11 protein-coding genes are annotated in these 14,357 nt (G+C 38.8%); 1 reads left to right on the top strand and 10 read right to left on the bottom strand.

Going from position 1 to position 14,357, the window contains the following annotated elements; translation table 11 throughout:
- Position 1: 1 nt before the first annotated feature.
- The 3 genes from AC3B5D_RS01730 to AC3B5D_RS01720 all read right to left on the bottom strand — a co-directional run bounded on the left by AC3B5D_RS01730 (position 2) and on the right by AC3B5D_RS01720 (position 3,999).
- On the bottom strand, positions 2-1,504 hold the full coding sequence (locus tag AC3B5D_RS01730; protein ID WP_489839818.1) for a gluconate:H+ symporter: 1,503 nt from the start codon (positions 1,502-1,504) through the stop codon (positions 2-4).
- Positions 1,505-1,705: 201 nt separating this feature from the next.
- Complete coding sequence (locus AC3B5D_RS01725) at positions 1,706-3,457, bottom strand: DUF2207 family protein (RefSeq protein WP_489839819.1); 1,752 nt, start codon at positions 3,455-3,457, stop codon at positions 1,706-1,708.
- Entirely contained in the window at positions 3,439-3,999 is a 561-nt protein-coding gene (locus AC3B5D_RS01720; protein ID WP_489839820.1) for a LemA family protein, read from the bottom strand. The genes AC3B5D_RS01725 and AC3B5D_RS01720 overlap by 19 nt, the downstream gene beginning before the upstream one ends.
- Before the next feature lie 240 nt (positions 4,000-4,239).
- On the opposite strand from AC3B5D_RS01720, the gene AC3B5D_RS01715 reads away from it, so the two are divergent.
- Positions 4,240-4,770 carry a GNAT family N-acetyltransferase gene (locus tag AC3B5D_RS01715; RefSeq protein ID WP_489839821.1) on the top strand — a complete coding sequence of 177 codons (531 nt, stop codon included), beginning with the start codon at positions 4,240-4,242 and terminating at the stop codon, positions 4,768-4,770.
- 185 nt (positions 4,771-4,955) lie between these two features.
- On the opposite strand, the gene gntK is transcribed toward AC3B5D_RS01715, so the two are convergent.
- From gntK to AC3B5D_RS01680, 7 genes are all read right to left on the bottom strand, one after another.
- Positions 4,956-6,488, bottom strand: coding sequence for a gluconokinase (gene gntK / locus AC3B5D_RS01710; protein WP_489839822.1), 1,533 nt, complete (start codon positions 6,486-6,488; stop codon positions 4,956-4,958).
- Between the two features lie 98 nt (positions 6,489-6,586).
- Entirely contained in the window at positions 6,587-7,555 is a 969-nt protein-coding gene (locus AC3B5D_RS01705) for a 3'-5' exoribonuclease YhaM family protein (RefSeq protein ID WP_489839823.1), read from the bottom strand.
- Between the two features lie 9 nt (positions 7,556-7,564).
- The gene (locus AC3B5D_RS01700; protein WP_489839824.1) at positions 7,565-9,886 is read right to left on the bottom strand and encodes an ATP-binding protein; all 2,322 of its coding nucleotides are present in this window, start codon (positions 9,884-9,886) and stop codon (positions 7,565-7,567) included.
- Positions 9,876-11,069 carry a metallophosphoesterase family protein gene (locus tag AC3B5D_RS01695; RefSeq protein WP_489839825.1) on the bottom strand — a complete coding sequence of 398 codons (1,194 nt, stop codon included), beginning with the start codon at positions 11,067-11,069 and terminating at the stop codon, positions 9,876-9,878. The genes AC3B5D_RS01700 and AC3B5D_RS01695 overlap by 11 nt, the downstream gene beginning before the upstream one ends.
- A 222-nt stretch (positions 11,070-11,291) precedes the next feature.
- Complete coding sequence (locus AC3B5D_RS01690) at positions 11,292-11,636, bottom strand: YlbF family regulator (protein WP_489839826.1); 345 nt, start codon at positions 11,634-11,636, stop codon at positions 11,292-11,294.
- A 49-nt stretch (positions 11,637-11,685) separates the two neighbouring features.
- Positions 11,686-13,878 (bottom strand): transglycosylase domain-containing protein, encoded by a 2,193-nt coding sequence (locus tag AC3B5D_RS01685; RefSeq protein ID WP_489839827.1) that lies wholly within the window; start codon positions 13,876-13,878, stop codon positions 11,686-11,688.
- Position 13,879: 1 nt separating this feature from the next.
- Positions 13,880-14,347: an arginine repressor gene (locus tag AC3B5D_RS01680; RefSeq protein WP_489839828.1), complete on the bottom strand. Its 468-nt coding sequence runs from the start codon at positions 14,345-14,347 to the stop codon at positions 13,880-13,882.
- Positions 14,348-14,357 lie beyond the last annotated feature (10 nt).

Raw genomic sequence — 14,357 nt, 5'->3', positions numbered from 1 at the left:
TTTATGAAAAGATGGCTGATAGGATCAAAATAACGATCAAACCAACAACAGAAATCAAGGTTTCTAACACTGTCCAAATCTTTAATGTCTGCTTAACATCCAAATCAAAGAATTCTTTAAACATCCAGAAGCCAGCATCATTAACGTGTGAGATTCCGACAGAACCAGCACCAATGGCCAAAACAACGAAAGCTGGATTAACAGCTGTTTGACTAGCAACCAATGGTGCCACAATACCAGCTGTTGTCAAACCAGCAACTGTTGCTGATCCAACTGACACACGCAAAATCAAGGCAACCAACCAAGCAAAGATGATTGGTGATAATGAGGTGTGTGAGAATGCCGTTGCAATTGCATCAGAAATACCACCAGCAGTTAGGATACCTTTGAAGGCAGCACCACCAGCAATAACCATCAACAAGTTTGCAATTGACTTCAAGGCGTTACTCATTGAGTCACCAACTTCAGACATCTTACGACCTTGCTTAGGTCCCATTGACCAAATAGCAAATGCCATGGCAACAACCATTGCAATCACAGGATTTCCAAACATCGCAATAATCTTATCTAAGAGTGTTGGATCCGTAATATAACCATTTTGTGCAGCATGTGACATGGCTTTCCAGGCTTCATCACCAATAGTACCTGAATAAACCTGCTTTCCACCATTAACCGTCAACGTATAAATTGTTGAGATCAACATGAAGAATACTGGCATCAATGACGTTAAGATTGATAGACCAAATGATGGTGTGTCTTCTAACTTAAATGTCTTAACTTCGCCAATCGCGTCCAATTTCTTCGTAATCTTAAAGGCCTTTGGCTCAACCTTTTCAATGACGCGAGTAAACAATGGACCGGCAACTAACATCGCAATAATAGCAACAATAATACCGTACATCAATACAATACCGATGTTAGCACCAAGAATATTGGTCACAGCTGTAGGTGATGGCTGTGGTGGTAAAAATCCTTGGGCAGCTGACAAAGCTGCAGCCATTGGAATTCCTAGGTATAGCAAGGGTACTTCAGCCTCAAGCGCAATCGTGAAGACGATTGGAATCAAAACAACAAGACCCACTTCGAATAGTAGTGAGATACCAATAATGAACGATGCACCAGCAACAGCCCATTGTAGGCGTTTCTTACCAAATTTATCAATCAAAGTGGTTGCAATCCGGTATGAACCACCTGAGTCAGAAACCAAACGACCAATCATTGACCCAAATCCAAAGACGATGATCAACTCACCCATCGTACCACCAATACCGTCTTTCAAGGCATTGGCAATCCCGGCTGGATTCATACCTAAACCAACCGCAACAAGAATCGATATAATAATCAATGAAACAAATGTATTAACATTTAACTTTAGGATGAAAAATAGCAAAACGGCAATACCTAATATCAAAATTATAAATGGCCAAACGTTTAAGCCATCCATAACCCATTGATATAGACCCGTCGTTTTATCAATAGATAATCCCGCTAGCATAGTAAGCATTTATACTAACCTCTACAATCAAAAAATTTCGCCTACATGAAATTGTAAGCGATTGCTCAACTTATCTATTGTACAACTTTTCACTAATTAAAAACAATCATTTCATGAAAAAATGTCGATTGAATTCTTTATCTCAACCGACATGTTTACTCTTTTTATTGATTAATCATTTGAATATAATCATCTGCTAGCATGTTTATTCTAACGAAAACCACCACCACCAGAACCACCACCAAAGCTACCGCCACCGCTGGAACTGGTTGAACCGCCACCACCAGATGAACGTGTTTGTGTTGCCACACTACTACTGAAATGGTTCACTAAATGGAATGGATACATTGATCCATAATAATAAACACTATCCTGTTGATAGTTTGGATAAACTTTTGCAAGCTGATCAGCAACTTCCTCCAAGATGCCAAACGCAGCGGCAGCAATCATTAAGTCATCCCAGAGACCAACTTCTTGTGGTGTCCGCTCATCTAATAATGTAAATTCTTCTAAATAATTTTTCAATCGTGCCAAATCTTTTTCAACTTCTAAACCAGCTGGTTTCATGCGACATGATGCAATCCAATAAGCAATTCGATTGGCTGAATCGCGTTTCTTATCACCTGTGTGAATTTTTTTCACATCCTGAGAATAAATTAAATCGTGGTTTTCAAGGTACTCACGACTATAGGTCCGATAATCTGTCGTTAACTTTTTATGACGTGAGCTACGACCATTTAAATATTTAGCTAGTGCTTTTTGCGTCACCACGCCATTATTAGCTGCCGATGTCATCATTTTATAAAAACTTTTAATCGGCGCTGGCGCATCATCAGCCACCACCTTATCAGTTAAGACAAACTTTGCTTCGGTTTTACCAATGCTACTTGGCTCTTCTTTAATCACAAATTGTCCGTCCTTAACCAGTTGCAGTAAGGCCACTGTCAAAAAGTTATCTAAATTATCCGTAAGCGGATACATCCCACTAAACAAGAGATATGTGTTATAAATACTCCCCGTTGGTATTTCACGATAGTACTCGCCTTTGGTTTGCGCTTGTAATTTTTTCATTTTTGGATAATATTTTCTAAAATTCCGATATTTTTGAATGATCCAAATAATCAGCCCGATAAAGATCAATCCAATTGCAACCATGACCCACATAATTATCCGAACGGCGCGATCATTCGTGATTGTTTCCCCATTTTTATAATCATGGTAATCATAGTCACTCCCTTTGAAAGCTTCTTTCATATATGAGTCAAAAGTCCGGTTAGTCCGATAATTAGTGGCATAGGTTCCTTTTGGAATCTGCACAATCATTTTGACATAATCATCTGTCGAAATATTACCAGTACTCTGCATCGTTAATTGGTTATTTTTAAAAGCGGTTTTACCGTCAAAACCGAAACCCCAAACACCATAACCATGATTAACTGAAAATTGGCGATTTGGGTCATGAATAGTGACCTTTATTCGCTTAGGAGCAATTGTCACGTCGCTATCTAAGAATTGCCAAGCAATCATTTGTTTAGTTTTCGTTTGTTCCACAAAATTACTAATACGATACTGAATGCGATACTGATGAGTACCGTACTTGGTAATGCCCCAGTTTAATTCATTACCATTTTGCCCATAACGATTCGCTTTTTCCTGTCGATTATCCTTTATCCGCCAATTATTTTTTCTTTGAAAAGCTTGACCATCCATACTAACTTGATAGTCCGAAAGTTTTTGTGGCCCAACCAATTTCACAACTTTGTATATCTCACTACCTTCATCCGCTGTCACCGACCAATCTTCAGTGATATTTGCTGTTCCTTGATTATCTAAAGAAACATCAATATTCATTTGGTTAACCGTTTGGTCTGCTTGAATACTCTGGGTGTTGCTGGCAATAAACAGTGTTGCTAAACAAGCCAGGAACATCAACCAGAGTGATTTTACTCTGATTTTTCCCATTGTGGCATCTCCTGTTTTCCTGCTGTATTTTGAAAATAAGTTCCTTTATGAAAGCCCATCGCTCCAGCAATCATAAAGTTAGGAAAAATTTGAATTTTTTGATTTAACTTTGTTACCGTATCGTTATAGACCATTCGTGACAGACGAACTTTATTCTCAAATTCACTAACAGCTGTCATTGTTTGCTGATATACTGTATTCGTTTTCAAATCAGGATATTGCTCAGCCAATGCATTAACGACCCCTAAAACACTCGCAAACTTTTGCTGATCTTCATCAATATCGGCCACTGATGCTTGATCAGTCACGGTTTTACGTTCCTGAACAATCTTTTCCAATGTCTCTTGTTCGTATGATTGATAGTTTTGCGTTGCTTGCATTAAATTCGTAATCGCATCCCAACGACTCTCAACTTGTGCCGCAATTTGTCCCATCGCATTACGCACATGCTCTCGTTGGTTTACCAAACCATTATAAATCACAATCACCCAACCAACGATGATCACAATCACAACAATTACAATTATTAACCAAATCATCATATCGTCTCCCCTCTACAAACCTCTTAAATCTGTTGCTTACAAATTTTTCCATAATATCGCCTACATTGATTATTAAAAAAAACTAAGAATTTTATATATTAACCTTAACACTTCGTCATTTATTCACAAAACATTAAGTTCTATATTAAACATAGTATAATAGTGTCATGATACCGCATTCTATGATTATTTTTTTAAACACAACACTCGCACTAAATGATATTGATTGAAGGAGAAACAATGAAAATTGCATTAAAAGAGCTTCAAAAGTCCGAATTATCAGACTTTTGGGAACTAGCATTTCGTGACCCAAATGCTGAATGGACGAACTGGAATGGTCCTTATTTTCATGATAAATTACCAACAAAAAACGCATTCACCGATTTATCACAAGCTAATAACTATTTACAAAATCCTATGAAAAAGATTATTTGGTTAGATGATCAAATGGTTGGCCTCGTTTCAGCATATTATGAAGATGCTCCACTAAATCAATGGTTGGATGTTGGCATTACCATTTACAACACAACGATTTGGCATCAAGGAATCGGTAAAGCAGCGTTAACACAATGGTTAGATGAATTATTTGCAACAATTTCATTACCACATATTGGTCTGACCACATGGTCTGGTAACAAACGAATGATTGCATTAGCAGAAAGTATTGGACTTAAAAATGAGGCAACTGTTCGTCAAGTTCGGTATTGGCAAGGTCAATACTGGGACTCGGTTAAGTATGGTGTTTTACGTTCTGAATGGATTAAAGATTAACTAAAAAAGAAATTATCACAGTGAAACATATGATCATACCGCCTAATTGTTGTTACAGTAAGGCTTCAGTTTTTTGGAACACGTTTAAAGGCGCTAATCTACCAGTCAAAATTGATAGATTAGCGCCTTTTTCAGCTGATCATAACGACTGATGTCTCAGCCCCTTCTTAATAACTTATCAGTCATTATTTTTTAATATGTGTTCGTTGATAATCCGCAATTGCTTTGTATTCCGTTTGCAATTGACGTGACAAACGAATAAAGATTGGTGTTAATTCACGATATGCTTCATAATTATCTGGATTTGGTTGATACGTATTTGCTTCACCAACCATGTCACTGATGACATCCAAACTATCAACTAAACCAAGTGCCTTTTGTGCCATGACTGTGGCAGCCAAAGCGCCCGATTCAAAGGCCGTTGGTACAGTAACTGGTTGCTCAAAAATATCGGCAGCCATTTGACGCCACAATGGTGAACGAGCAAAACCACCAGTTGCTTGAATCGCTGACAAATCACCAACCACTTCTTCAAGAGCCAATGAAACCATGTAGATATTGAAGATAATGCCTTCAAGTACGGCACGAACCATGTGTGCGCGCGTGTGATTATGTGTCAAACCAAAGAATGAACCACGGGCATTTGCATCCCAAATTGGTGCACGTTCCCCACCTAGATATGGATGGAATAGTAAGCCATCCGCACCAGCTGGAATCTTTGACGCAATTTCTGTCAACAAATCATATGAATCAATGCCTAATAATTCAGCTGTTGATTTCTCTGAGTCAAACATGTTGTCACGGGCCCAACGGAAGACATCCCCACCGTTGTTTACAGGACCACCGACAACCCAGTGGTCTTTATCCAAGGCATACGTAAACGTACGACCCTTTGGATCAATTTTTGGTGCATCAGTCACAACACGAATCGCACCCGATGTACCAATTGTCACTGCAGCCACACCTGGTTGGATAGCATTTACGCCTAAGTTTGAAAGTGGGCCATCACCAGCACCATAAATAAATGGTGTATCAATATCCAAGCCCATTTCAGCTGCATATTGCGCCTTCATACCTGTTTCAATCGTGTATGGATCAACTGGTTCAGGTAATTGATCTTTTGACACACCTGTTACTGACAAAGCTTGTTCATCCCAAGCAAGATTGAAAATATTGAACAAACCAGTTCCAGAAGCAATTGAATAATCAACACGATTTGCACCAAACAAACGGTTGAACAAATATTCTTTAATCCCTAAGTAATGAGCTGCATTGTTATAAATATCGGCATGTTCATTCTTTAGCCACAATAACTTTGATAGTGGCGCCATTGGATGAATCGGTGTTCCTGTTTTACTATAAATTTCTTGACCAATGCCATTAGCTTTTAATTCTTCAGTATATTTAACAGCGCGTGCATCAGCCCAAGTGATGACACGTGTCAAAGGCTTCCAATCAGCATCAAAAGCAATCAAAGAGTGCATCGCTGAACTAAATGATACGCCAAGAATTTGACCATCTTTTGCAGCACGTGTTACTTGTGCCATCGCATCAGTAAAAGCCTCCCAGATTTCATCTAAGTCTTCTTCAGCCATGTCAGGTGCATCACGGTATAAATTATAACCCTTATTGGCACTCGCAATAACATGTCCTTTTTTATCGAACAAAACCGCTTTCGTTGACGTGGTTCCCAAGTCAACTCCGATTAAGTAATCCATTTTTAAAACCTCTCAAATATCCATATTTTCTAGAACGCTCACCCTTAATTCTATGTAAAAATTTTACCATTTGCAAACATTCTAACGAAAAAAATTTTCTAATCTGTTGCAGTAGTGAAACCATTTTCATTCGGATGATAAATTGATCGATTATCTAATGCCCATTGACGTGGTGAAAATTCACCTGGTGCTGTCTCGTTAAGTGCATTATCAAAGCTCTGCATACTAGCATCTAATTCATCTAATTGATGTAAAATATTAGCTTCCTTCAGTAATGGTTTGACTGGTGAACCATATTCTAATTGACCATGATGAGCCAATACAGTGTGACGTAACAATAGCATATCTTCACTTTGTAAATCAATTTTTAAGTCAATGGCCGCCATCACAATTTCTTCATCAATTAACACAATGTGCCCAATCAAATTACCAGCCACAGTATATTTTGTCGCCACAGGACCTGATAATTCAAGTACCTTACCAACATCGTGTAAAATCGCAGCTGCATATAATAAACTTGCATTAATATTATCATATTGTTTTACCACTGCTTGAGCTAAATGAACGATTGATAAACTGTGATAAGCTAACCCACCAGCAAAGGCATGATGATTACTTTTTGCAGCTGGATATTGTAGAAAGGAATCACGATATTTATTAAGGATATGCCGAACAATTCGTTGCCAATTCGCATTCGTAATCTGAAAAATAATTGCCGATACTTCTTCAGTCATTTCTTGTTTTTTCATCGGTGCCGCTGCCACAAAATCTGCTGGGTCTTGTGGTTCACCAATTTGACTTGATCGAATTGAAAGTACCTTTAATTGTGGCTTATCCTGATAAGCCTGACGAACAGCCTCAATATACACTACCGTACCCGCTTGTAACTCTGTTGCTTCAGTCTCTGTTGCGTCCCACTTCATTCCTTTAATTTCCATTGAACGATCAGCTAACTGTAAGGCAAGATATCGCTTTCCTTGTTGGGTCACACGTGCATCAATTTCTTTCAGTAATACAAAGGTGTCCACTCGTTCATCTAACTGATAATCTTTTAATTGTTTTGTCAAAACATCCTCCTATTGCTGGTGCGTCAACACTAAGGTATGCTGTCCTGGTGTCGGCTGGGCTGTGAAATAAAATATTTGTTGTTGTGATGAAGCCAATGACGTTAATAATGTCAACATTGTTTGGCGACGTTGTTCATCAAAATCAACAAAGGCATCATCAATTAACAATGGTAATTGCAATATTGTCATAACACTCTTAACAAATGCGAGCCGTAACGCAACGTACAATTGTTCAGCTGTTCCTTTAGATAATTGATTCACACCTAATGATTTGCCATCATCACGTATCACTTTTAAGAGTGTCTTAGTTGTTTGAACTGTCGTATATCGTTGGTTAGTCAACTCACGTAGTAGCACACTCGCTTGTGCTAATAAATTGGGTAAACGATCCGCAATGGCTGCATTTAAAGCCTGTTTGATCCATTCACTACCCAGACGATCAACAAAATACGCCGTCAACTGTTGGTTAACCGTTGTCAATTGATTAGCAACAAGTTGTTGTTGGTTTTCAATGGATGTATCTGTCTGTAAGTTTTGCAATTGCACATTGATTTCCGCTAATTGCTGATTAACTTGATTTTTTTCTGTTTGAATCTGTTGCAGCGTTGTTTGAGACTCGGCCATTGTGTCATCTGCACTTGCAACGGCTTGTGCCGCTAGTTCATGCATATCAGCTCCCTGCAACTGTTCTTGCAACATATTCGCTTCACGTTGCAAATCATTGATATGTCGCTGTGCTTCACGCCGTTGTTGTAACATCGCTGCGTCTGACACACCTAGTGTTTGATACAAGTTTTGCAATGTCTGTTGCAAGTTTGCTCGTTGTAATTGTTGCTCACTCATGGTTTCTTGCTTAACATGAATATCAGCTAATCGTTTTTGATATTCATTGACTGTTAATCCCTCGCCTAACCACTGTAATGAGGCTTTCACATTCACCAATTCTGGCATAATTGCTTGTTGTTCATGAATCAGTTGATTATTATCAGTCATTAAATCAGTCATTTTTTGAATATCTGCTTGAGCAGCCAAAATTTCCGAGGCAGACATGTGTTGGTATGCCGTTGGTAAAGTTGTATCAGCCATTTGCGATGATTGTCCTGTCGCATGACCAAACCACCAACCGATCAAGGCACAAATGATTAACGCTAGGATTCCTAACACTATCTTTCCCAGTACCGCCGCACCAATCAATAAGACAATGCCAATCAACACTGCTATCACAAACCAAGCAACATGAAATGTTGTCTGAGTTGGTTGACCCGTTAACTTTTTACGTTGCTCATCAGTTAATATTGGTGGTATCTGTGTCCAATGATATTTTGTCATCAATTCATTTTGTATTTGAACGGCTTTTACTTGTTGCTCAGCTAATGATTGTTGTTGACGCTCAAGTTTTTCAAGTTTACGTAAAGCCACCGTTGCTGATTCAACTTGTTGTTTGGTTACTGCGGTCGTGACCATCATATCATCTAAGGTAGCCAACTGTTGTCGGACACGATCTGCTTTATCTGCTAGTGTTAAATCTAGTGGTTTGCCTGTTGCCTTAACTTGTTGATTAATGCGTTGCCAACGCCGATAAACAGGTAGCAAATGGGTTTGTTTTTGCTGATGAGTCATTTTTGTTTGCACTTGTGTCTGGCGTTCCTGTAAACTCGTCAAATGCTGTGAAAGGTGATCTGCTTCAGCTTGTAATTTTTCTAATGATGGCTGTTGTTGAATTTGAACTTTGAGTTGTTGTCGTTGTGTCGCCAACTGTGCCAAAGATTGATTTAATTCACGATGAGCTGTTTTTGTTGTACCAAATTTACTAGTGGCTCGCTTATCCCATTGGTTAGCCAACTCTAACCAATTTTGTGCACCAGGAGTTGCTAATGTACGCAAATAGGCTGAAAATTCATCTGGTTTCAGTGAAAAGATATTCATTAATGCTTCTTGATCAAAACTAAATATTGCGGCATATAGTTCACGATCAACTGGTCCTAATAATTGTTGCAACATGACCTCAGGATCTGCAAATAGTTGTCCTGTTGCGACTGTCTTCAATGTGGTCGTAGTTTGCGTACGCCCTAAACGTTCCAATTCGTATAATTGTTGGTCAACTTCGAATTGCATGCTGCCACCATATGGTCCCTTATTTAACGGTTCATATGTATTTATTTTGCGGCCTTTCGCCTGAGGAAATCCAAACAACATATCGAATAAAAACTGATGTAAAGTGGTTTTACCAGCCTCGTTAAGACCTTGAATAACTTGCAAACCTTGTTCAAAATCAAATGTTTGTTGATTAAATTGACCGAAACCAACAATATGCACCTGTTTAATCCACATGATCATCATCCCCCATCTGGGCTAAATGTAATTGCGTCTTGACAGCAATCTGTAACGCTTGTAACGTTTGTTCATTTAAAAAATGATCCAGCACTGCCACATCCGTTACCTGTTTCAATCCCAATTTTTGTAATTGTTCTAAATTAAAAACCGTTGCAATGGTTTGTTGCCAATATTGCTCATCAACTGCTGGTAAAGTTGTTGGTTGTTGCTCTGGTTTTGGTTGTACATCATAAATAAAGAACATATCCGTTGGCTGTGCAGCCGCCACAAATTGTGCTAATAATTGTTGATTCAACATAGCTGATAACACCGTTGGATGATTAGTTGTAATCTCCAGTGAAATCAGTTCGAACTCATCTTTAAAAGCAAATTGTTCACGAACATATGCCACAATCGTACTTAAATCACGATCTGTCTGAATCTGCTCGTTAACCCAAGTAATTGGTGCAACTGGCGTAAAGACTGGTATCAATTGATTACCTTGACTTTCAACCATGTAATATCCTTTCGCACCTGTTTCAGTTTTATCAAGTCCTTGAATACTACCAGAATAACCGATAAACGGTTGTTGTTGTAATGTTTCGCGGACATGGATATGACCTAATGCCCAATAATCATAATGTTTTTGTTGCATTGCTTGTAAGGTAAACGGCGCATATTGACCAGTGCCAGTTTCACCTAACGCACCATGATAGATACCAATTTGCCAATCTGACTGAGTATCTTTCATAGGAAATTCAGCTAATTTATCAGTTGTTATATGACGTTGCGTGTAAGAAAAGCCGGTAATGGCAACCCTTTCGTGTGCTTGCGTGGTTAACATATATGTTGTCACATCAGCTGGTAATAAGATCACGTTATCCGGAAACTTTGGTAGTCGTTGCCAATCTGCCACATAATCATGATTACCAAAACCAATATAAACGGGAATTTGAACTTCTGCTAATCGTTGGAGCTCGCGGACAATATCTAATTGTGCTCGCGCATCGGGGGTTGTTGTATCAAATAAATCACCTGCTAAGACAACAAAATCAACTGCAGCAGTAATGGCATCATCTACCAAACGATGCACAGCCGTTTCCGTTGCGGTTTGTAACTTTTCAGTTAACCATTTTGGTGTCATTGATAAACCACCAAACGGATTACCGAGATGTAAATCTCCAGCATGAATAAACTTCATCTTTTTGACCCCTTTTTTGTTTTAGTTTTATTATATTGGAGATTCATTGTAAAAAAAAGCCTGATTAAAGTGTATTCACGATTAGCATTCTGTATCACTTATTTTAGACAAACGAAAAGCAGTCATTCATCGATTTCTACCGATAAGTGACTGCTTTCTTTATAAGAATGAGACAAAAACGTTTAAAGACATCATAACGACTGACGTCCCAACCTCATATCATTAGTTTTGACCGTACAATTCTGCAATTGACTTTGTAATGATATCATTGATTTCCATCAACAATTGGTTCAAGCCTTTTTCAGCTTCAAGCATCTTCTTTAACGAATCATACTTCTCCATCTCGCTGGCAATATCTTGCCAAGCTTTGACTTGATTTTCTTCTGGCTCACTACCCGATTGTACTGCCTGATTAATTTGTCCTTGTGCTTGTTGAAAACGTGCAAAGACTGCTTTTGCTTCTGGCTCTTGCTCAACTGCATCAATTGCGTCACGTAGCGTCTTATATTGTGCTGTCTCACGTAAATTTGATGCGACAGCATTAACATTATCATAAATATTAATCATAATTAATTCCCCATCTCTTGTAATATTTCCATTATCGCATATTTTATTATTATTGTGGTAATAATGATTGAATTCCTGACCAGGCTTTTTTCGCGCCATCCTTCACATTGCTCCAAGCACTTGACGCACCACTTTTAATCTCATCTCCAATGCCTGAAATATTATCGGATAAGCCATTGTTCTTATTTGAAGCCGCATCTTCAGTTGTTGATAACTTTGCACGCACACTCTTGACACTAAATTTTGTTTGTTTTGTGTTCGGCAAAACCTGTTCAAGCGTTGTCTTCATCAACGGTCCCGAAGTTTGTGATAAGTAAGCAGAAATCGTATGACTCGCATCTGTTTCATCATACCCTGTCCAAGTCGTTACAACCACATCTGGTGTATATGCAATCGCCCATGAATCTGTGGCATTGTCACTCGTTGAGTCAGTTCCTGAAACTTCTGTCGTTCCCGTCTTACCAGCAACGTCATAACCACTTGGATCAGCTGACACCCCAGTACCGTGCGTATAAACGCCTAACATCATTGACGTCATTTCATTCGCCACTCGCCTCGACCACAGACGCGTATGCTTTTCTTTCGCTTGGACAATTGTTTTACCAGAAGCATCAACAATTTTAGTAATGAAATGACCTTCGCTCATTTGACCACCGTTGGCAAAACTTGTATAAGCTTGCGTCAATTGTAATGGTGTCACACCCTTTTTCAACCCACCAATTGCTAACGCAAGATTCTTATCTGACTTGGTTAATGGTAACCCAGCCTTAATCCCTGCATTGTAACCAGCAGAAACACCCATTTGATCAAGCAACCAAACTGCCGGAATATTATAAGAATTCTCCAACGCCTTGTACATTGGAATCGCCTTACTGGTGTAATTACCATAATTTGACGGTGAATAACCATTTGTTCCAAAACTCATCGTACTATTCTTCAAATCTGAATCATAAGAAAAGCCACGTGATAGAGACGGTGCATAATCAACAATTGGTTTAATTGTTGAACCAGGTGAACGTTTTGATTGGGTTGCCCGATTAAATCCCCTAAAGACGTGATCACCACGACCACCAACTACAGCTCTAACACCGCCAGTTTTCGCGTCCATGACAATTGATGCTGCTTGTGAACCTTCACCGATTGGATTAAGTGTTGCATCATCATAATCATTTTGTAAGTTGGTTTGGTCCTTTTGATTCAATGTTGTATATATCTTATACCCATTATTTAGAATGTCTTGTTCTTTTAATCCATATTTATTGATTGCTTCGTTAATCACTGAATCAAAATAATACGGATAATTATAATTTGATGTATCAACATCATGATTAGAGGCCCCAAGTGCCAAATTGGCATTGTAATTTGCTTGCGCTTGAGTCAAATACTTTGTCGACACCATATTTTGTAAGACTTGATCTCGTCGTTCTTTCGCAGCAGTCTTATAAGTCAATGGATCATAACCATTTGGTGATTGTAACATACCAATAAGCATCGCACTTTGTGTTACCGACAAGTTTGCAGCATTCACACCAAAATATTTTTGCGCAGCATCTTGAATCCCCCAAACACCATGTCCAAAGTAAGCATTATTCAAATACATTGCTAAAATATCATGTTTCGAATATTCTTTTTCAACCTGAATTGATAAAAACAGCTCACGAACTTTACGAATAACCGTTTGATCTTGACTCAAGAAGGCATTTTTCACTAACTGTTGTGTTAGCGTTGATCCACCGACCGATACGTTGCTACCTCGAATACGGTACCAAATCGTTGTCAACACACCTCGGGTCATGCCTCTAACTGAAAAACCGTGTTCTTTATAGAAGTTGCGATCTTCTGTCGCTAAAACAGCATTAACTGCATGGGGAGAAATTTGATTAAATTTCACATAGGTTCCCTTTTGACCGGACAAACTACCCGATTTATTACCAGAAGCATCATAAATTTCTGTTGTTGATTGCAAGCGTCGTTTTAAATCTGAAACATCCGTTGTTTTCGCTTCAAACGTTCCTAAAACGCTGACGACCAAGAAAATAGTCAATAGTAACGCAATCAACCAACGATTAATTTGAAATCTATGCCAAAATGGGCCAAAAGTTCGCTTCACCCAACTGCAAACTGGCTGTATAAATCTTTGATGCCAGCGAATGAATGGACCAAAGAAATGACGTAACCAAGTCGTTACTGGTGTCATTTTTTGCCGCAACCAATCTTTTAATCCTTTAAAGAATGCTCTCATATCATCGTATCCATTTATTAAATTGTGCCGCTACGATCTCAGCAGCTTCTGCTGATGGTGTTGTCACATAAATCGTATTATGACCTGCGAGTGTCCCAACAACATCAGCAATTTCTGCATCATCAATCATCGCTGCTAAACGGTTCCCATTACCCTGCGTTGTTTTGACAACAATCATAAAAGCTACTGGAACAATTGATTCAGCCATATCAGCAAAACCTTGTTCAATCTGACTACCTTCATTACTAATCGGATTATTCGCATCTACCATGACTTGGTAACGTGAACGTCCCGTGGCATCCGGTTGCCGTACAATTCGCAGTTCTTTAATATCACGCGAAACGGTCGCTTGAGTCACTGCAATACCTGCTTGTTGCAAGCGTTGCATAATCTCTTCTTGAGAATCAATCACATCATGTGCCAAAATCTCAAGAATCATTGCTTGCCGTTCTTGTTTTTTTAGAGCCATGTTTTTTATT

Source organism: Weissella sp. ESL1177, from assembly GCF_058107185.1.
Note: the sequence above shows the minus strand (reverse complement) of the source record. Positions and strands in the feature narration are given on the sequence as shown.

What these genes read in the sequence shown, in the direction of transcription:
- AC3B5D_RS01730 (WP_489839818.1), bottom strand. Translation starts at nt 1,504, where the DNA reads ATGCTTACTATGCTAGCGGGATTATCTATTGATAAAACGACGGGTCTA.
- AC3B5D_RS01725 (WP_489839819.1), bottom strand. Translation starts at nt 3,457, where the DNA reads ATGGGAAAAATCAGAGTAAAATCACTCTGGTTGATGTTCCTGGCTTGT.
- AC3B5D_RS01720 (WP_489839820.1), bottom strand. Translation starts at nt 3,999, where the DNA reads ATGATGATTTGGTTAATAATTGTAATTGTTGTGATTGTGATCATCGTT.
- AC3B5D_RS01715 (WP_489839821.1), top strand. Translation starts at nt 4,240, where the DNA reads ATGAAAATTGCATTAAAAGAGCTTCAAAAGTCCGAATTATCAGACTTT.
- gntK (WP_489839822.1), bottom strand. Translation starts at nt 6,488, where the DNA reads ATGGATTACTTAATCGGAGTTGACTTGGGAACCACGTCAACGAAAGCG.
- AC3B5D_RS01700 (WP_489839824.1), bottom strand. Translation starts at nt 9,886, where the DNA reads ATGTGGATTAAACAGGTGCATATTGTTGGTTTCGGTCAATTTAATCAA.
- AC3B5D_RS01695 (WP_489839825.1), bottom strand. Translation starts at nt 11,069, where the DNA reads ATGAAGTTTATTCATGCTGGAGATTTACATCTCGGTAATCCGTTTGGT.
- AC3B5D_RS01690 (WP_489839826.1), bottom strand. Translation starts at nt 11,636, where the DNA reads ATGATTAATATTTATGATAATGTTAATGCTGTCGCATCAAATTTACGT.
- AC3B5D_RS01685 (WP_489839827.1), bottom strand. Translation starts at nt 13,878, where the DNA reads ATGAGAGCATTCTTTAAAGGATTAAAAGATTGGTTGCGGCAAAAAATG.
- AC3B5D_RS01680 (WP_489839828.1), bottom strand. Translation starts at nt 14,347, where the DNA reads ATGGCTCTAAAAAAACAAGAACGGCAAGCAATGATTCTTGAGATTTTG.